Genomic DNA, 17,959 nt, shown 5'->3' on the forward strand with positions numbered 1-17,959 from the left:
CGCAGCCGGCAGCAGAGATTCCTGCCGGAAGCAGCGCTTTCCGCCGTTGTTTGATATATGTCGAATATGGGGACCCGTTAATTCGGATCGGCCCGGTGGCCCGCCCCCTCAACGGGCCACCGGGAACCCATCACCGTGATGCTCTCTGAAATGCCCCGAGACGGCGGCATCGAAACCACTTACCGGCAAGGCGATCCGACACAGTTCGTAGTTTTATTTGTGTGCAATATGGGGACTCGTCCAAGGGGCCACAGCGCCAACAACACCCACCTTGGAAAACGGAGCCCAGGATGAGCACAAACACAATGTGGATTGTGATAGCCGTAGTAGCAGTCTTGCTGATTGCCGCTCTGGTCGTGGTGATCAGCAAGAGCCGGACACGCCACCGTCAGCGGCAGGCCGAGGCGATTCGCGAGCAGGCAAGAGTCGAGTCGGCCAAGGTCGAACGCCGAGAAGCACTCGCCCAGGAGACCGCCGCGAAGGCACGTGCGGCGCAGGCGGAGGCCGAAGTGAAGGCGGCCGAAGCCGCACGGCTGCAGGAGCGGGCCGCCCAGCATCAGAACGACGCGGCGACATCGCGCGAACAACTCCAGGAACAGTTCGACCGTGCCGACAGCATCGACCCGAAGACCGCGAAGCAGGACAAGCAAGCAGACGAGACCGACGAACTCACCTCAGACCGCAGCGCGGCCTGGTCGTCAGCGGGTGACGATCTGCGAACCGGCCCGGAGGCAGTCCGACAGGAAACCTACCGAGGCACAAACGGCTGAGCGCCGACAGGCTAGAGCCAGGTGTCCTGCGTCGTCGTGGTGAGGAAAGCTTCCAGGTCGTCGCGCCACTGAGCGGGCGTCGTCTTGTCCGGTTCGATCCCGGTGTATTCACCGCGATAGAACAGCAGCGGCCGCGGTTTGATCTTGGGCGCTTCCGACAAGGACCGCACGGCGCCGAACACCACGAAGTGATCGCCGCCGTCGTGCACGGAAGCCACCGTGCAGTCGATATGGGCAAGCGATCCGTCGATGATCGGCGAGCCGAGCTCTGATGCGTGCCAGTCGATTCCGGCGAACTTGTCGGGTTCCTTGGATCCGAACCGGGCCGAGACGTACTTCTGGCTCTCGGTCAGCATGTTGACGCAGAACCGCCCGCTTGCCTCGATGGCCTGCCACGACCGCGACACCTTGGTCGGGCAGAACAGCACCAGCGGCGGGTCCAGTGACAGCGCCGCGAAGGACTGGCATGCGAAGCCGATCGGAACGTCGTCGTGCACGGTGGTGATGATCGTGATCCCGGTGCAGAACTGACCCAGCACGTTGCGGAACGTACGCGGGTCGATCGGCGCGGCCATGGTCAACCCTTGAAGCCGACGCTGAAGTCGTGACCCCACAGGCTGATCGCGGTGCTCTCCCGGGCGATCCAATCGTTGTCTTCGACTTGTCTTCCCTCACAACCGAATTCGACATCGAATCCGCTGGGTGTCTTCATATAGAAGGACAGCATCAGGTCGTTGACGTGGCGGCCCAGCGTGGCCGACATCGGCACCTTCTTGCGCAGCGCCCGGTCCAGACAGAGCCCGACGTCGTCGGAGTTCTCCACCTCGACCATCAGGTGCACGATGCCGCTGGGAGTCTGCCCCGGCATGAAGGCCAGGCTGTGATGGCGGGGATTGCAGCCCAGGAAGCGCAGCCAGGCCGGCGGGCCGTCGGCGGGCCGTCCGACCACCTGCGGCGGCAGCCGCATCGAGTCACGCAGCTTGAAGTCCAGCACGTCGCGGTAGAAGTGCAGAGTCTCTTCGTCGTCCCGGGTGGTCAAGACCACGTGCCCCAGGCCCTGCTCCTCGGTGACGAACTTATGCCCGTACGGGCTGACCACGCGACGGTGTTCGAGGGCGGCGCCGTGGAAGACCTCCAGGCAGTTACCCGACGGGTCGGAGAACCGGATCATCTCGTCGACCCGGCGATCGGCCAGCTCGGCGGCGGTGGCCTCCTTGTAGGGCGTGCCCTCGACGTCGAGACGATTTCGGATCTCTTGCAGCCCTGCGGCATTCGCGCATTCCCAGCCGGCTTCGATCAGCCGGTCCTGCTCGCCCGGCACGATCACCAGCCGGGCCGGGAAATCGTCCATCCGCAGATACAGCGCGCCTTCGGTAGTCCCCTTACCCTCGACCATGCCGAGGACCTTCAGGCCGTATTCGCGCCAGGCCGCCATGTCGGTGGCCTCGATGCGCAGGTAGCCCAGCGAGCGGATGCTCATCACGCACCTCCCAGGAAATCGATGGTGAGCTTGTTGAACTCGTCGAACTTCTCCACCTGTGCCCAGTGCCCACATTGCCCGAAAACGTGTAGCTGTGCACGCGGGATGGTCTTGAGTGCGACCAGGGCGCCGTCCAGCGGGTTGACCCGATCCTCGCGGCCCCAGATCAGCAGCACCGGCTGGCGCAGCTTGTGCACTTCGCGCCACATCATGCCGAGCTCGAAATCGGCTCCGGCAAAAGACATTCCCATCGCCCGAGTCGCCGTCAGCGATTCGGGCGTACTGGCCAACTCGAAGCGCTGCTCGACCAATTCGGGGGTGATCAGTTTCTGGTCGTAGACCATCACCCGCAGAAAGGCCTCGAGGTTCTCCCGGGTGGGCTCGGCGGAGAACTTGCCCAGCCGCTTGACGCCCTCGGTCGGGTCGGGGGCGAACAGGTTCACGCTCACCCCGCCGGGGCCCATCAACACCAAACGTCCGGCCTTGTCCCGGTAGTCCAGCGCGAACCGGACCGCGGTCCCACCGCCCAGCGAATTGCCTACCAGCGGAACACGTCCCAGGCCCAACTGGTCGAAAAGACCCTTGAGCGCGCGGGCGGCGTAGTGGTTGAACTGCCCGTGTTCGGCGCGTTTGTCGGAGTGGCCGTACCCGGGCTGGTCGACGGCCAGCACATGAAACCGCTGCGCCAGCACCGGGATATTGCGCGAAAAGTTCGTCCAACTCGCCGCACCCGGACCGCCGCCGTGCAGCAGCACGATCGTCTGCTCGTTCCCTTCGCCCGCCTCGTGGTAATGCAGCTTCAGCGGCCCGTCGACGTCCACCTCCGCGAAGCGCGAGGTGGACTCGAACGTCAACTCCCCCGTAGTCGCCGTCACGGCTAGACCATGGTGTCGCCGGGCGGCAACCCGAACTCGTTGTTCCCGAAGATCTGGTAGGCCCGCTCGGGATCGTTGGCCGCGTGCACCCGGCCGGCGTGTGCGTCGCGCCAGAAGCGTTGCACCGGTTGGTCATTGCCCAGTGCGGTGGCGCCGGACGCCTCGAACAGCCGGTCGATCGAGGCGATCGCCCGGCCGGTGGCACGGACCTGGTCGCGGCGCGCGCGGGCGCGCAGCTCGAACGGGATCTCCTTGCCGGCCGACAACAGCGCGTACTCGTCGGCGACGTTTCCGCTGAGCTGACGCCACGCGGCGTCGATGTCGCTGGCCGCCTCGGCGATACGCACCTTGGCGAACGGGTCGTCCTTGGCCTTCTCGCCGGCGAACGCCGCGCGCACCCGCTTGCCCTGGTGCTCGACGTGGGCGTCGTACGCGCCGTAGGCCATCCCGACGATCGGCGCCGAAATGGTGGTGGGATGCATTGTGCCCCAAGGCATCTTGTAAACCGGTGCGGTGTTGGTCTGATACCCGCCCGCGGTGCCGTCGTTCATGGCCTTGTAGGACAGGAACCGGTGCCGCGGCACGAACACGTCCTTGACGACGACGGTGTTACTGCCGGTGCCCTTCAGCCCGACGACATGCCACACGTCGTCGATGCGGTACTCGCTGCGCGGGATCAGGAAGCTGCCGAAGTCGACGGGCCGGCCGTCCTTGATCACGGGTCCGCCCAGGAATGCCCAGGTGGCGTGATCGCAACCCGACGACCAGTTCCACGACCCGTTGACCAGGTAGCCGCCGTCGGTCACCACCCCGGCGCCCATCGGGGCATACGACGACGAGACCCGGGTCTTGGGGTCCTCGCCCCAGACCTCCTCCTGGGCCTGCTGGTCGAACAGCGCCAGGTGCCAGTTGTGCACGCCGATGATCGAGCTCACCCAGCCGGTGGACCCACAGGCGCTGGCCAGCCGCCGCACGGCCTCGTAGAACAGCGCGGGGTCGCATTGCAGACCGCCCCACTGTTCGGGCTGCAGCAGCGTGAAGAAGCCGACTTCGTCGAGCTCGGCAACGGTCTCCTCGGGCAGCCGGCGCAGGTCCTCTGTCGCCTGAGCGCGCTCCCGGATCCTGGGAAGCAGATCGTCGATCCCCGCTAAGACCGACTGCGCATCACGCTGTTGAATGGACGTCACTAGGTTTGCCTCCTGGGCCAGACTTACTCAGTGGACTTACACAGCAGACTAGAACATGTTCTGATTTGTGTCGAGCAGGGTATGCCTGCGCCTGGTAGCGATATGAATCGGGTTTTCTGTAACATGTTCTAGTTGTCATGAAAGGGAGGGCGGGTCTTGACGAAAGCAGACCTGGACGAGCCGCTCGGCGACCACGTCCTTGAACTGCAGATCGCCGAGGTCATCGACGAGACCGACGACGCGCGCTCGCTGGTTTTCGCGGTGCCGGACGCATCGGGCGACCCGGAGATCCCGCCCGAGCGGCTGCGTTACGCGCCCGGCCAGTTCCTGACACTGCGGGTGCCCAGCGACCGCACCGGCTCGGTGGCACGCTGCTACTCGTTGTGCAGCTCGCCGTTCACCGATGATGCGCTCGCGGTCACGGTGAAGCGCACCGCGGACGGATATGCGTCCAACTGGCTATGCGACAACGCACGCCAGGGCATGCGGATCCACGTGCTGGCCCCGTCGGGCAACTTCGTTCCCAAGACGCTCGACCAGGATTTCCTGCTGCTGGCCGCCGGCAGCGGGATCACCCCGATCATGTCGATCTGTAAGTCGGCGCTGTCCGAGGGCAGCGGACAGGTGACGCTGGTCTACGCCAACCGCGGCGAAGGCTCGGTGATCTTCGCCGATGGGCTGCGCGAACTGGCCGCCAAGTATCCCGACCGGCTCACGGTGCTGCACTGGCTGGAATCGCTGCAGGGTCTGCCCAGCGCCGCGGCGCTGGCGAAGCTGGCCACGCCGTTCACCGATCGGCACGCCTTCATCTGCGGGCCGGGCCCGTTCATGGACGCCGCCCGCCAGGCGCTGGAGACGCTAAAAGTGCCTGCGCCGCAAGTGCATATCGAGGTATTCAAGTCGCTGGAGTCTGATCCGTTCGCCGCGGTGACGATCGAGGACACCGACGAGGGCGACCAGCCGCCGGCCACCGCGGTGGTGGAACTGGACGGCGAGACCCACACCGTGTCGTGGCCGCGCAGCGCCAAACTGCTCGACGTACTGCTCGCCAAGGGTCTCGACGCGCCGTTCTCCTGCCGGGAAGGTCACTGCGGTGCCTGCGCCTGCACGTTGCGCAGCGGCAAAGTCAACATGGAGGTCAACGACGTGCTCGAGCAGCAGGACCTCGACGAGGGGCTAATTCTGGCCTGTCAATCTCACCCGGAATCTGATTCGGTAGAAGTCACTTACGACGAATAGTCGCTCGATGGGTTCGACGGAAGGAATCGCCGGTGATGCGATCGGTAACGGGTTTGGCAGCCGTCGGACTGATGTTGACTTTCGTGCCGGCTCCCGCGGCCGGCGCGGCGAGCAACACCGCGACCACGCTGTTTCCGCTGGACGGCCCGAACCAGCTGGAGACGCATATGTTCCTCAACTGCTTCAAGTCCGATGGCCATTGCGACTTCATCGCCGGGGCCGACACCCGCGCGCCCGACGGCGGGGTGATCGGATTCCCGCCGGGCCTGTGGGCACGCCAGACCACTGAGATCCGGTCGAACAACCGGATGGCCTACCTGGACGCGCACGCCACCGGGCAGTACGAGCGGGTGATGAAATCGATGGGGACCGACGAGATCACGACCGTCTACTTCGGTGAAGGACCGCCGGACAAGTACCAGACGACCGGGCGCATCGACTCCACCGACTGGGGTACCGGCCAGCCCAAGACCGACGAAACCGTCTACACCTGCACTCACATCCAGGTGGTCTACAGCGGGGTCAACATCACCTCGCCGAGCACCTGCGCGGTCACGACGTTTTCCTAGGCCTATTACGTCAGCCGCTCGCGGCTTCAGCGCGGCAGGCCCAGGAGCCGCTCGGCCGCGACGGTCAGCAGGATCTGCTCGGTGCCGCCCGCGATCGTCAGGCAGCGGGTGTTGAGGAAGTCGAACACCGCTCGGTCGCCATCCGCCCGGCGGTCGACGAGCCCCCCGCCCTCGGCGACGTCCATCGTGAATTCGGCCAGCGTCTGCCGGTAGCGCACGCCGATCAGCTTGCGCACGCTGGATTGCGCGCCGGGGTCCTGGCCGCCGACCGCGAGCTGGGCGATGCGCTGGTCCAGCAGCGCACCCGTCTGGGCCAGGATGATCAGCCGCCCCAGCCGGTCCTGCTCGGCGACGTCGAGATCCCGCTTCGCCAGCAGCTCGAGCAGCTCTTCCATCGGGTTGCCCAGCGCCGTCCCGCTGGCCATCGCGACCCGCTCGTTGGCCAGCGTGGTGCGGGCCAGCCGCCAGCCGTCGTTCACCGTGCCGACGACCATCTCGTCGGGCACGAAGACGTTGTCCAGGAACACCTCGTTGAACAGCGAGTCGCCGGTGATCTCGCGCAGCGGCCGGATGTCGATGCCGGGCGATTTCATGTCGATCAGGAAGTAGGTGATGCCCTTGTGCTTCGGGGCATCGGGATCGGTGCGCGCCAGGCACACGCCCCAGGCCGCCTTGTGCGCGGCCGACGTCCACACCTTCTGCCCGGTCAGCAACCACCCGCCTTCCCCGCGCACCGCTTTAGTGCGCAGCGACGCCAGGTCCGAGCCCGCTCCCGGCTCGGAAAACAGCTGACACCAAAGGAATTCGCCGCGCGTGGTGGCGGGCACGAAGCGCTCGATCTGCTCTGGCGTGCCGTGCTCCAGGATCGTCGGCGCCGCCCACCAGCCGATCACCAGGTCGGGTCGGTCAACCCCGGCCGCGGCCAGCTCCTGGTCGATCAGCAGCTGCTCGGCCGGCGACGCGGCGCGCCCGTACGGCTTGGGCCAGTGCGGCGCCTGCAGGCCCGCGTCGGCCAGAGCTACCTGCCGCTTCTCGGCCGGCAGCGCGGCGATCTCGGCGATGGTCGCGGCAAGCTCGCCGCGCTGGTCCTCGACCTCCGTCAGGTCGATGCTCAGCCGTCGGCGCACCCCGTCCTGGGTGAGCTCGGTAATGCGGCGCAGCCAGCGCTGCGCCCCGCCCAGATACCGGCCGATCGCGTGCGCGCGGCGCAGGTACAGGTGCGCGTCGTGTTCCCAGGTGCAGCCGATACCCCCGAGCACCTGAATGCAGTCCTTGACGTTCGCCTTCACCGCCGGGATCGCGACGCCGGCGGCCAGCGCGGCGGCAATCGAGAACTGTCTCTCGTCGGCAGCGCCGGCGCCACGGGCTGCGCGTGCTGCGTCGGAGGCGGCCACCTCGGCCTGCTCCGCGCGGCACAGCATCTCCGCGCACAGGTGCTTGATGGCCTGGAAGCTTCCGATCGGCTTACCGAACTGCTCGCGCACCTTGGCGTAATCGACGGCAGTCTCGAGCGACCAGCGGGTGACGCCGGCGGCCTCGGCCGCCAGCACGGTCGCGGCCAGCTCCTCGACCCGCTGACGTGACGCGTCGATCGGGGTCGCCGGTGCCGACGTCAGCACCACGCGCGCCAGCGGGCGGGAAAAATCGGTGGCCTGCAACGGCTCCAGCCGCACACCGTCGCTGGCAGTGTCGACGAGGACCCACTCCTCGCCGGCGGGCAGCAACAGCAGACCACCGTCGGCGCCACCCAGCACGAAGTCGACGGTGCCCGACACCTTCGCGCCGTCGAACTGGACGTCACCCTCGAGCGCCAAGCCCGCGAACCGCTCCCCCGACGCGAGCGCGGACAGCACCTCAAGATCGGTGACGACCAAGGTTGCCAGCGCGGTGGTGGCGATCGGCCCGGGCACCAGCGCCTTGGCCGCCTCTTCGACCATCGCGCACAGATCCTCGATGCTGCCGCCGGCCCCGCCGGCGTCCTCTGAGACGGCCACCCCGAACAGGCCAAGGTCGGCCAGCCGGGCGAACACGGCACGCCAGGCATCCGGATTGCCCTGCTCGACCTCACGGATCGCGACGGTCCCGCCGGGACCGGAGGTGGCATTGCGGGCCCAATCCCGCACCAATTCGCGCGCCGCGAACTGTTCGTCAGTGACGGTCGCTACCACCTGGGGCCCTCCGTGTGCTTGATTCATCGTGACCGTTAGGGACGCTACAGCCCACTAGAACGTGTTCTAATAGTGCCAGCGATCGACCGTCAAGTCGAATGCCACCGCGCTCACCGTCCGTGCGTCCGGACATTGATTGCTCGGCTTAATTCATAAGGCGCCCGGCGGCGCATTCGCGCCTGATCACGCCCGACTCGAGGGGTCAAGTGTTTCAATTTCTTAATGACCTTGGGTTCGCTGGCCACGCGCGTCGGCTGCTCCATCGCGGCCGTGCTGAGCGCGGTCGCGATCGCCGCAATGGTCGCCGTCCCGCGCCCAGCCCGGGCCGATTCGATCGCGGCCGACAGCACCACTGACGTTGCGTGCGCGACCTCGACCCGCCAGGTACCGACGACCTGGTATGTCCCGAGCACGCCGCCGCTCGGATTGGTGTGGTTGCAGCACGGTTTCGTCGAGGGCAAATTCGTATGGTCTGCGTTTGCCACCGAGCTCGCCAACAGCGGCTACCTCGTGATGGCCACCACGCTGCCCACCGTCCATCCCCTCGGCTGCACCTTGGAGCACCTGATCGACAACACCGGCTTCCTCGACAACATCGCCGATGTGTTTGCCCACAAAGATGATCCGAACGGCGCCTTGGCATCGTCGTTGGGGGCCGCGACGTCAGATCTGGGCCGAACCGTGACGCCGATGCCCGAGAAGTTGGTGTTCGTGGGGCATTCGGCCGGGGTGGAGGCCGTCGAATACGTCGCCGAGCGCCTGCATAGCGCCTACCCCGCCACCTTCAGTCAGCTGCGCGGCATCATCAGCGAAGACGGCGTGAAGTCGTTTATCGGCTCTAATACCGACAAAGCGTTGGCCGGGCTGGCCAGCACCACCCTGCCGATCTACGCCACGGCGTCACCGCACCTGCTCTGCAACGCCTTCCGAAGCGGCACCAGGGCACTCGAACGGTATCTGCCGGATCGACCGTTTCTCGGGGTGAAGGTGACCACCGGCGCCCACGGCGACGCGCTCGGCATGTCGTCGCCGGGCTACGAAAACCTGGTATGCGGTCGTCCGAAGCCCGCGAATGTGGCGGCGGTATGGGGTCTGACGCGAGGCTGGATCACCGACATGTTCGCGGGAACAATCACGCCCGATTTCTATCCGGGTGGCAGCTACTACACCGACCTACTGGACTCAGGCACCATCACCACGCTGCCGTGAGGAGCCCCGAAGGCACCGTGGGGAGGTCAGCGCCGGAACAGACTTCGGCCCAGACGCCTCACACCTCGCGGGCTGTCCTCGTTCTTCGCCACTAGAACGTGTTCTAATAGTGCCAGCGGTCGACCGTTACGTCGAACGCCATTGCAGCAGGACAGCTCGCTGCCCCGGCGGGATGGAGGTGGGAAATTCACGCACGACTTGGTTATCGTTTGCGAACGAACCACCCGAAAGAGGAGCAACCCGTCAGATGTCGTCCGCGAACGCTAACTCTGGCCACGTCCCCGAGTCGCAGCCACGCGAGGTCATGAACGTGGCAGTACTGGCCGAATCCGAGCTTGGCTCGGAGGCACAACGCGAGCGTCGCAAGCGCATCCTGGACGCCACCATGGCCATCGCGTCCAAGGGCGGGTACGAAGCAGTTCAGATGCGCGCGGTGGCGGATCGCGCGGACGTGGCCGTCGGGACGCTGTACCGCTATTTCCCCTCGAAAGTGCACTTGCTGGTGTCGGCCCTGGGCCGGGAGTTCGGACGCATCGACGCGAAAACGGACCGCTCCGCGATGGCGGGCGGCACGCCGTTTCAGCGGCTGAATTTCATGGTCGGCAAGCTCAACCGCGCGATGCAGCGCAACCCGCTGCTCACCGAGGCCATGACGCGGGCCTACGTCTTCGCCGACGCGTCGGCGGCCAGCGAGGTCGACCAGGTGGAGAAGCTGATCGACAGCATGTTCGCCCGCGCGATGAGCGACGGCGAACCGACCGAGGACCAGTACCACATCGCCCGGGTGATCTCCGACGTGTGGTTGTCGAACCTGCTGGCCTGGCTTACCCGCCGCGCGTCGGCGACCGATGTCAGCAAGCGGCTCGACCTGGCCGTGCGGTTGCTGATCGGCGACTCGGAGTCGTCGGCCTAAACCGGCGGACCGGAGGTCCGGCCGCGAATCAGCTCGGTATCCAGCAGCTCGACGACCGGCAGGCCGGACCTCGGCGGCTTGAGCAGCAGCTCCCCGGCCCGATGGCCCTTGCGCAGGCTCGGCTGCGACACCGTCGTCAGGCCGCGGCTGATCGCCTCGGGCACCCCGTCGAATCCAGTGACGCTGATCTGACCGGGCACGTAAATGCCATGTGCGCGAAGGTAATCCATCGCCGACAGCGCCAAGATGTCTGCGGTGCACATCAACGCGGTGATTCGCGGATTGGCCTCCAGCGCCACCCGTGCCGCTTCCCCGCCCGATTCCGGCAGGTGTTCGTAGCTCTCCACCACGGTCAGCGAATCGGGGTCCACGCCGGCGGCCTGCATGGCGTCCCACACGCCGGTGATGCGTTCGCGCTGCACGTCGAAAGTCAACGAGCGCAGCCGGTCCGCGTCGGCCACCTCTTGGCGCCGGTCCTGGCCCAATCGCATTGTCAGCAGCCCGATCTCGCGATGCCCCAAACCGAGCACATATGCCGCGAGCTCGCGCATCGCCGCCCTGTCGTCGATGCCCACTCGCGAAACCCCGGCCAGACCCTTGGGCTGGTCGACCACCACCACCGGCACCCGCCGCTGCAACACCACTTGCAGGTAGGGGTCGTCGTCGCGGACCGAATACACCACGAAGCCGTCCACCCCGGCGGCCAGCACCGCGGCCTCGCCGTCCTCGCGGCTGCGGCTCGGCCCGACGGCCACCAGCAGCAGGCCCTGCCCCTGTTCTTCGCACGACTGCGCCACGCCCGTGACGAAATCGCGCGCCGCCGGGTCGCTGAAGAAATACGTCAGCGGCTCGGCCATCAACAAGCCGACCGCACCGGCCTTGCGGGTGCGCAACGACCGCGCCACCGGGTCGGGTCCCGCGTAGCCCAGCCGCTTGGCCGTCGCGAGCACCCGCTCGCGAAGGTCGGGCGAGAGCTGATCGGGCCGATTGAAGGCGTTCGAGATGGTGGTTCGAGAAACTTTCAGTTCGGCCGCCAACGACGCCAGAGTCGCACGCCGGCGCGGTGTGGGACTCACGCTCGCCGACGCTACCGCGCGACCTCGCCCGCGCCTACGCCGCCGCGATCTGCTATTTTCTAATGGAAACGATTTTCATTAGTATTATGGCTCGGCGGGCCGGACAGCCACCGGAATTTCACGCCCGCGGTCAGCGCTGATGGGACGAAATGGGACAAGTAAACGGGCGCACGCGCATCCTGACGGCGTTGGCCGCTTGCGTGCTGGCAGCGACGGCGATCACCGGCTGCGGTGTCGCCGGTCCCGCGCACTCGCAGGGGGCCACCGTGGTGGCCTCCACCGATGTGTGGGGCAGTGTCGTCCATGCCGTCGCCGGACGCCATGTCAACGTCAAGTCGATCCTGTCCGGTGCCACGATCGATCCACACACGTATCAGGCCAGCGCCTCGGACGCCGCCGTCATCCTGGACGCCGGATTGATGGTTTACAACGGCGGTGGCTACGACCCCTGGGCGACGCAGGTGCTGAGCGACCATCCGGACATCAAGACCGTGGACGCCTACTCGTTCGCGCCGAAGGCGGACAACGGAAATCCGCCCAACGAGCATGTTTTCTACGACCTCGGCGTGGCCAAGGCTGTCGCCAACACCATCGCCGACCGCCTCGCGGTCATCGACGCGGACAACGCCGCCGACTACAAGGCCAACGCCGCCGCGTTCGGCCGCGACGCCGACAACATCGCCGCCTCGGAACGCACCATCGCCAACACGTTCCCCGACACCTCCGTGGTCGCGACCGAACCGGTGGCGTACTACCTGCTGAAGGCCACCGGCCTGGCAGATCGCACCCCCGAAAGTTTCATGTCCGCCAACGAGAACGGGACCGATCCGTCGCCGGCCGACATGGCATTCGTTCTCGACCTGGTCAACCGCCACCAAGTCGCGGCCGTGCTGGTCAACCCGCAGACCGCCACGCCCGCGATCAACGGCCTGCAGGATGCTGCCCGACGAGCGGGCGTTCCGGTCACGCTGGTGACCGAGACGCTGCCCGACGGCGCCGACTACCTGACCTGGCAGCGCCAGACCGTCGACCAATTGCAGACCGCGCTGCGATCGGGCCGGGCCAATGCCCGTCATTGACCAAGCGCTGGGGACGGCCGGCCAGCGACCACCCGCCGTCTCGCTGACCGGTGCCCGACTGGCGTTCGGTGACCGCGTGCTGTGGGACGGCCTCGACCTGTCGGTGTCTCCGGGTGAGTTCATCGCGGTGCTGGGACCCAACGGCACCGGCAAGACCTCGCTGCTCAAGGTATTGCTCGGACAACTGCTGCTGAGCGCCGGCGCCGCGCACGTCAACGGCAAAGAGGTCACCTCGGGCAGCGGGGCCATCGGCTATGTGCCCCAACACCGCCCGATCGACCGGGACGTGATGCTGGTCGGGCGCGACCTGGTCCGGCTGGGCATCGACGGGAACCGCTGGGGCGTGCTGCCGCTGCGTTCGGCCGAGCGCAGCCTCCGCAAGCTGGCCGTGCGGCAAGCCCTGGCACAGGTCAACGGCGAGTCGCTGGCCGACGTCCGGGTCGGCCTGATGTCGGGCGGGGAGTTGCAGCGCATGCGCATCGCCCAGGCGCTGGCCAGCGATCCGATGCTGTTGCTGTGCGACGAGCCGCTATTGGCTCTGGACCCGGCCAACGCCAAGCTGGTCGCGGCGCTGATCGACCGGCGCCGCCGGGAAGCCGACACCACGGTCATGGTCGTGACCCACGAGATCAACACGATCCTGCCGTACGTCGACCGGGTGCTGTACCTGGTCGACGGCCGCTTCCGGATCGGCACCGTCGAGCAGGTGATGAACACCGAAACGCTCTCGACGTTGTACCGGGCGGACATCCAGGTGGTGACGGTCAACGGCCGCTACGTGGTGATCGGCGACGACAGCGGGCACGCGTTATGAACAACCAGCTCTCCGGTGTGCTGGATCATCTGTTCTCGTTTGACATCACCGCTGCACTGCTCAACCACGACTTCGTCCAGCAGGCGCTGCTGGCGGCCGCACTGCTGGGACTGGCGGCCGGGCTGATCGGCCCGTTCATCGTGATGCGGCAGATGTCGTTCGCCGTGCACGGGTCAAGCGAATTGTCGCTGACCGGAGCCGCTTTCGCGTTGCTGGTCGGATTTCAGGTGGGCCTGGGTGCGCTGATCGGCAGCGCGGTGGCGGCCGCGCTGTTCGGCGTTCTCGGGCAGCGGGACCGGGAACGCGATTCGGTGACCGGGGTGGTGCTGGCGTTCGGGCTGGGCCTGGCGGTGCTGTTCATCTACCTCTATCCCGGCCGCACGACGACGAGCTTCGCGTTGCTCACCGGCCAGATCGTCGGGGTGGGCTACACCGGACTGGCGACGCTGGCACTCGTCTGCCTGCTGGTCATCGGCGTTCTGGCGGCCTGCTACCGGCCGCTATTGTTCGCCACGGTCGATCCCGACGTCGCGGCGGCCCGCGGGGTGCCGGTGCGGACGCTGGGCATCGTGTTCGCCGCGCTGGTCGGGGTGGTCGCCGCGCAGGCCGTTCAGATCGTCGGTGCGTTGCTGGTGATGTCGTTGCTGATCACGCCCGCGGCCGCGGCGGCCCGGGTGGTCGCCTCGCCGGCGGTGGCGATCCTGGCGTCGGTGGTTTTAGCCGAGGTCGCCGCGGTGGGGGGCATCGTGCTGTCGCTGGCGCCGGGCGTCCCGGTGTCGGTGTTCGTTGCAACGATCTCGTTTCTGATTTATCTATTTTGCTGGCTGCTGGGCCGACGGCGGGAGGCCAGCACTTAAGCTTGCGCGCGTCCCAGCCCGACGCGAAGGTGGCGAAGCAGCAGGCGATGTACCCCGTACTCCGATGGCCCATCGCCCTGCTTGCCGCTGGTGTGCTGACGGCCGGCTGCACCCGGGCGGTCGACGGAAAGGCGCTGGCCGCCGCGCCCGTGACCCACCTCCCCGCCGGCAGGGCGGCCGGCCCAACGCCACGCGCGATGCCGACGACCGTCCTGGACGGCCTGCTGCTGGGTCAGGACCAGGTCGTCGCCCTGGTGGGCGGCGCGACCATGGCGCTGATCGGCACCGCCACCGCCACCACGGACTCGTCGACGATCATCGACGATCGCAGCTGCCTGGGAGTCGGTTCGGTGGGCGACGTGACGACCTATGCCCATAGCGGATATGTCGCGATGCGCGGCAACCAGTTCAGCACGCCCAACGCCGTGCAGGCCGATGCCACGCAGCTCGTCACGTCGTTCACCACGGCCGGCGCTGCCCAGGCGTTGCTGCAGCGTGCCCAACAGGATTGGCGAGGATGCGCCCAGCGCCGGTACGGGTTTCACTCGTCGAACGGCAATCACAGCTACTTCCTCACCCAGGACTTGCGAGTCAGCGGCTCGCGCATCGCCTTGGCGATGCGCCAGGAGGAAGACCCGCGGTGGGGCTGCTCGCACGCGATGGCCGCGCAGGATTCCGTCGTCGTCGAGGTCCGGGTCTGCCTGCTCGGCAAGGACACCGATGCCGCGGCCGACAACCTCCTCGATCAGATCATTGCCAGGATCCCGCAATAAGCTAGGCAGGTGGCCGCTATCGACCTGAACGCCGACTTGGGTGAGGGCTTTGGCGTCTGGAGCCTGGGCGACGACGACGCGATGCTCGGAATCGTCACCAGCGCCAACGTCGCGTGCGGCTTCCACGCCGGCGATCCCGCCAACCTGATGCGGGTGTGCCGGTTGGCCGCCGAGCGTGGCGTGCGCATCGGTGCCCAGGTCAGCTATCGCGACCTGGCCGGGTTCGGCCGGCGCTTCATCGATGTCGCCGTCGAGGATCTCGTCGCCGACGTGGTGTATCAGATCGGCGCTTTGCAGGCGATCGCGCGCGCGGCCGGCTCGACGGTCTCCTACATCAAACCCCATGGTGCGCTGTACAACACCATCGTGACCCATCACGAGCAGGCGGCCGCCGTCGCAGCGGCGGTATATCTGGCCGACGCCACGCTGCCGGTGCTGGGCATGGCGGGGTCGGCGTTCTTCGAGGAGGCCGCCCGCGTCGGATTGCACACCATCGCAGAGGCTTTCGCCGATCGCACCTACCAGCCGGACGGTCAACTGGTCTCGCGCCGAGAAGACGGCGCGGTGCTGGACGACCCGGCGGCGATCGCGCAGCGCGTGGTGTCGATGGTGTCCTCCGGGCAGATCACCGCAGTCGACGGCTCCCAGGTTGCCGTGAGCGTGGAATCGGTTTGCGTGCACGGTGATTCACCTGGCGCGGTACAGATCGCCACCGCGGTGCGCGAACAGCTCGAGGCCGCGGGCATCGACATCAGGCCGTTCTGCTGATGCGCCTGCGGCTCGGTCGCCCCGATATCGCGCGCTATGCGGATCGATTCGACGCGCCCGCTGCCGACGCCGAGGGCCTCTCGGCGACCTGGATGGGTGTGGCAACACTGCTGATTGACGACGGCTCGTCGGCACTGATGACCGACGGCTATTTCTCGCGCCCGAGCCTGGCGCGGGTGGCGGCCGGCCGGTTGTCGCCGTCGACGGTGCGGGTGGACGGCTGCCTGGCCCGGGCGAAGGTGTCGCGGCTGTCGGCCGTGATCCCGGTGCACACCCACGTCGACCACGTGATGGATTCCGCGCTGGTCGCCGACCGGACCGGAGCGCAGCTGGTCGGCGGTGAGTCCGCGGCCAACGTCGGGCGTGGCTACGGCCTGCCGGAGAACCGCCTGATCGTCGCGGTGCCAGGTGAACCAATCCGGTTGGGCGCCTTCGACGTAACGCTCGTCGAGTCGCACCATTGTCCGCCCGACCGGTTCCCCGGCGTGATCGAGGAGCCCCTGGTGCCGCCGGTGAAGGCGTCGGCCTATCGTTGCGGCGAGTCGTGGTCGACGCTGATCCACCATCGGCCGTCGGACCAGCGACTGCTGATTCAGGGCAGCGCCGGCTTCATCAAGGGCGCGCTGGCCGGGCAGCGCGCCGAGGCCGTGTACCTATCGGTCGGCCAGCTGGGTCTGCAGCCCCGGTCCTACCTGCTCGACTACTGGGCCGAGACCGTGCAGGCGGTGGGCGCGCGCCGAGTGATCCTGATCCATTGGGATGACTTCTTCCGTCCGCTGTCAAAGCCGTTGCGGGCCTTGCCATACGCGGGTGACGATCTTGACTTCTCCATCCAGGTGCTCGATGAGCTGGCCACCCGCGACGGTGTCGCATTGCACATGCCAACGGTGTGGCGACGCGAAAACCCCTGGATGGTCTAGGCCTTGTATTTAACCGTCGCACTGCTGCTGCTTGCCGTGGTCCTGGGGTTCGCCGTTACGCGTCCGCGGGGCTGGCCCGAGGCGCTGGCCGCGGTTCCGGCTGCGCTCATCGTGGTTGCGATCGGCGCGATCTCAGTCCACCAGGCGGCCCGCCAAGTCGCCGACTTGTCGGGAGTGGTCGCTTTCCTGGGCGCCGTGCTGGTGCTGGCCAAGCTTTGCGACGACGAAGGCCTGTTCGAGGCCGCGGGGGCGGTGATCGCCCGAACGCCGCGCGGCTCGCACGGACTGCTGCGCCACGTGTTCGTCATCGCCGCCGCCATCACCGCCGTCCTGAGCCTGGACGCCACCGTGGTATTGCTGACCCCGGTGGTGCTGGCCGCCGTGCGCCGGCTGCGAACTCCGTTGCGCCCGTACGCCTATGCCACGGCCCACCTCGCCAACGGCGCCTCACTGCTGCTACCGGTGTCCAACCTGACCAACCTGCTGGCGTTTCATGTCGCCAACATCTCCTTCACCAAGTTCACTCTGGTGATGGCGTTGCCGTGGCTGGCCACGGTCGCCACGCTGTACCTGGTCTTCCGCGGCTTCTTCGCGCGCGATCTGCGCGTCGCGCCCGACCCGGACCAACTCGAGCCGGCGTCACGGCCGCCGGTGTTCGTGTTGGTGGTGGTAGGGCTGACCCTGGCCGGGTTCGCCTTCTCCGAGCCGCTGGGCGTGGCCCCCGCGTGGGTGGCGCTGGCCGGCGCCGCGGCGCTCGCGGTGCGCAGTCTGCGCCACCGGCACACCACCGTGATGGAAATCCTTCGCTCGGCCCAGGTTTCGTTTCTGGTGTTCGTGCTGGCGCTGGGCGTCGTGGTGCAAGCGGTCACGCTGAACGGGATGGACCGCGCGATGTCCGCCGTGCTGCCGCATGGGTCGGGTCTGCCCGCGCTGCTTGCCATCGCCACGGTGGCCGCCGTACTGGCCAACGTCGTCAACAACCTGCCGGCCACGCTGGTGCTGCTGCCGCTGGTGGCCCCCAGCGGCCCGGTCGCGGTCCTGGCGGTGCTGATCGGGGTCAACATCGGACCAAACCTGACCTACGTCGGTTCGCTGTCAAACCTGCTGTGGCGGCGCGTGCTTCGTCAGCACGACGTCGAAGCCGGCGTGGGCGAGTACACCCGCCTGGGCCTGTGCACCGTACCCCCGGCCTTGGTGGTATCGGTGCTGGCGCTGTGGTCCTCGGCCCGGCTGCTGGGCCTCTAGACCCTCGGTGGGCAGGC

Annotated in this window: 18 protein-coding genes; 12 read left to right on the forward strand and 6 right to left on the reverse strand. The window is 67.3% G+C overall.

From position 1 onward, the window contains the following. Positions 1-290: 290 nt before the first annotated feature. Positions 291-770: a hypothetical protein gene (locus AC5Y5O_RS18240; protein WP_207768609.1), complete on the forward strand. Its 480-nt coding sequence runs from the start codon at positions 291-293 to the stop codon at positions 768-770. An 11-nt stretch (positions 771-781) separates the two neighbouring features. Here the strand turns inward: AC5Y5O_RS18240 and hsaB are convergent, their stop codons facing one another. Genes hsaB through hsaA form a run of 4 tightly spaced genes read right to left on the reverse strand, consistent with a single transcriptional unit; the run spans position 782 to position 4,312 of the window. Continuing rightward, positions 782-1,345, reverse strand: coding sequence for a 3-hydroxy-9,10-secoandrosta-1,3,5(10)-triene-9,17-dione monooxygenase reductase subunit (gene hsaB / locus AC5Y5O_RS18245; RefSeq protein ID WP_096290313.1), 564 nt, complete (start codon positions 1,343-1,345; stop codon positions 782-784). 2 nt (positions 1,346-1,347) lie between these two features. Further along, the gene (gene hsaC / locus AC5Y5O_RS18250) at positions 1,348-2,250 is read right to left on the reverse strand and encodes an iron-dependent extradiol dioxygenase HsaC (RefSeq protein WP_096290314.1); all 903 of its coding nucleotides are present in this window, start codon (positions 2,248-2,250) and stop codon (positions 1,348-1,350) included. After that, on the reverse strand, positions 2,250-3,125 hold the full coding sequence (gene hsaD / locus AC5Y5O_RS18255) for a 4,5:9,10-diseco-3-hydroxy-5,9,17-trioxoandrosta-1(10),2-diene-4-oate hydrolase (protein ID WP_096290315.1): 876 nt from the start codon (positions 3,123-3,125) through the stop codon (positions 2,250-2,252). Before hsaD ends, hsaC begins: the two co-directional genes overlap by 1 nt. 2 nt (positions 3,126-3,127) lie before the next feature. Further along, positions 3,128-4,312, reverse strand: coding sequence for a 3-hydroxy-9,10-secoandrosta-1,3,5(10)-triene-9,17-dione monooxygenase oxygenase subunit (gene hsaA / locus AC5Y5O_RS18260; RefSeq protein ID WP_096290316.1), 1,185 nt, complete (start codon positions 4,310-4,312; stop codon positions 3,128-3,130). A gap of 156 nt (positions 4,313-4,468) precedes the next feature. On the opposite strand from hsaA, the gene AC5Y5O_RS18265 reads away from it, so the two are divergent. Both AC5Y5O_RS18265 and AC5Y5O_RS18270 read left to right on the forward strand, forming a co-directional pair. Then, on the forward strand, positions 4,469-5,551 hold the full coding sequence (locus tag AC5Y5O_RS18265) for a ferredoxin--NADP reductase (protein ID WP_096290317.1): 1,083 nt from the start codon (positions 4,469-4,471) through the stop codon (positions 5,549-5,551). 35 nt (positions 5,552-5,586) lie between these two features. Then, a complete protein-coding gene (locus tag AC5Y5O_RS18270) occupies positions 5,587-6,120 on the forward strand; it encodes a hypothetical protein (protein WP_243394194.1) in 534 nt (177 codons plus the stop codon). Between the two features lie 26 nt (positions 6,121-6,146). On the opposite strand, the gene AC5Y5O_RS18275 is transcribed toward AC5Y5O_RS18270, so the two are convergent. Continuing rightward, a complete protein-coding gene (locus tag AC5Y5O_RS18275; RefSeq protein ID WP_500026406.1) occupies positions 6,147-8,288 on the reverse strand; it encodes an acyl-CoA dehydrogenase family protein in 2,142 nt (713 codons plus the stop codon). A 222-nt stretch (positions 8,289-8,510) separates the two neighbouring features. Between AC5Y5O_RS18275 and AC5Y5O_RS18280 the strand changes: the two genes are divergently transcribed. Both AC5Y5O_RS18280 and kstR read left to right on the forward strand, forming a co-directional pair. Beyond that, entirely contained in the window at positions 8,511-9,497 is a 987-nt protein-coding gene (locus tag AC5Y5O_RS18280; RefSeq protein ID WP_500026408.1) for a hypothetical protein, read from the forward strand. Between the two features lie 310 nt (positions 9,498-9,807). Further along, entirely contained in the window at positions 9,808-10,410 is a 603-nt protein-coding gene (gene kstR / locus AC5Y5O_RS18285; protein WP_165796489.1) for a cholesterol catabolism transcriptional regulator KstR, read from the forward strand. Here kstR and AC5Y5O_RS18290 read toward each other — a convergent pair. After that, a complete protein-coding gene (locus tag AC5Y5O_RS18290) occupies positions 10,407-11,486 on the reverse strand; it encodes an Rv3575c family transcriptional regulator (RefSeq protein WP_500026410.1) in 1,080 nt (359 codons plus the stop codon). The genes kstR and AC5Y5O_RS18290 overlap by 4 nt on opposite strands. A 149-nt stretch (positions 11,487-11,635) precedes the next feature. On the opposite strand from AC5Y5O_RS18290, the gene AC5Y5O_RS18295 reads away from it, so the two are divergent. The 7 genes from AC5Y5O_RS18295 to AC5Y5O_RS18325 are packed head-to-tail and all read left to right on the forward strand — an operon-like array spanning position 11,636 to position 17,942. Then, positions 11,636-12,565 (forward strand): metal ABC transporter solute-binding protein, Zn/Mn family, encoded by a 930-nt coding sequence (locus AC5Y5O_RS18295; protein WP_500026412.1) that lies wholly within the window; start codon positions 11,636-11,638, stop codon positions 12,563-12,565. Next, on the forward strand, positions 12,552-13,379 hold the full coding sequence (locus tag AC5Y5O_RS18300; protein WP_500026415.1) for a metal ABC transporter ATP-binding protein: 828 nt from the start codon (positions 12,552-12,554) through the stop codon (positions 13,377-13,379). The genes AC5Y5O_RS18295 and AC5Y5O_RS18300 overlap by 14 nt, the downstream gene beginning before the upstream one ends. Beyond that, complete coding sequence (locus tag AC5Y5O_RS18305) at positions 13,376-14,236, forward strand: metal ABC transporter permease (protein ID WP_500026419.1); 861 nt, start codon at positions 13,376-13,378, stop codon at positions 14,234-14,236. Before AC5Y5O_RS18300 ends, AC5Y5O_RS18305 begins: the two co-directional genes overlap by 4 nt. A 47-nt stretch (positions 14,237-14,283) precedes the next feature. Next, the gene (locus AC5Y5O_RS18310; RefSeq protein WP_500026423.1) at positions 14,284-15,009 is read left to right on the forward strand and encodes a sensor domain-containing protein; all 726 of its coding nucleotides are present in this window, start codon (positions 14,284-14,286) and stop codon (positions 15,007-15,009) included. Between the two features lie 9 nt (positions 15,010-15,018). Next, positions 15,019-15,777, forward strand: a complete 759-nt coding sequence (locus AC5Y5O_RS18315; protein WP_500026426.1) for a LamB/YcsF family protein — start codon at positions 15,019-15,021, stop codon at positions 15,775-15,777. Further along, positions 15,777-16,697: an MBL fold metallo-hydrolase gene (locus AC5Y5O_RS18320; protein WP_500026428.1), complete on the forward strand. Its 921-nt coding sequence runs from the start codon at positions 15,777-15,779 to the stop codon at positions 16,695-16,697. Before AC5Y5O_RS18315 ends, AC5Y5O_RS18320 begins: the two co-directional genes overlap by 1 nt. A gap of 3 nt (positions 16,698-16,700) precedes the next feature. Further along, entirely contained in the window at positions 16,701-17,942 is a 1,242-nt protein-coding gene (locus tag AC5Y5O_RS18325) for an SLC13 family permease (RefSeq protein ID WP_500026430.1), read from the forward strand. Positions 17,943-17,959: the final 17 nt, after the last annotated feature.

It is taken from the genome of Mycobacterium sp. NGS40 (assembly GCF_059812735.1).

Bases quoted from the DNA above. Each gene is read 5' to 3' on its own strand.
- AC5Y5O_RS18240 (WP_207768609.1), top strand. From the start codon at position 291: ATGAGCACAAACACAATGTGGATTGTGATAGCCGTAGTAGCAGTCTTG.
- hsaB (WP_096290313.1), bottom strand. From the start codon at position 1,345: ATGGCCGCGCCGATCGACCCGCGTACGTTCCGCAACGTGCTGGGTCAG.
- hsaC (WP_096290314.1), bottom strand. From the start codon at position 2,250: ATGAGCATCCGCTCGCTGGGCTACCTGCGCATCGAGGCCACCGACATG.
- AC5Y5O_RS18270 (WP_243394194.1), top strand. From the start codon at position 5,587: ATGCGATCGGTAACGGGTTTGGCAGCCGTCGGACTGATGTTGACTTTC.
- AC5Y5O_RS18280 (WP_500026408.1), top strand. From the start codon at position 8,511: ATGACCTTGGGTTCGCTGGCCACGCGCGTCGGCTGCTCCATCGCGGCC.
- AC5Y5O_RS18295 (WP_500026412.1), top strand. From the start codon at position 11,636: ATGGGACAAGTAAACGGGCGCACGCGCATCCTGACGGCGTTGGCCGCT.
- AC5Y5O_RS18300 (WP_500026415.1), top strand. From the start codon at position 12,552: ATGCCCGTCATTGACCAAGCGCTGGGGACGGCCGGCCAGCGACCACCC.
- AC5Y5O_RS18305 (WP_500026419.1), top strand. From the start codon at position 13,376: ATGAACAACCAGCTCTCCGGTGTGCTGGATCATCTGTTCTCGTTTGAC.
- AC5Y5O_RS18310 (WP_500026423.1), top strand. From the start codon at position 14,284: ATGTACCCCGTACTCCGATGGCCCATCGCCCTGCTTGCCGCTGGTGTG.
- AC5Y5O_RS18320 (WP_500026428.1), top strand. From the start codon at position 15,777: ATGCGCCTGCGGCTCGGTCGCCCCGATATCGCGCGCTATGCGGATCGA.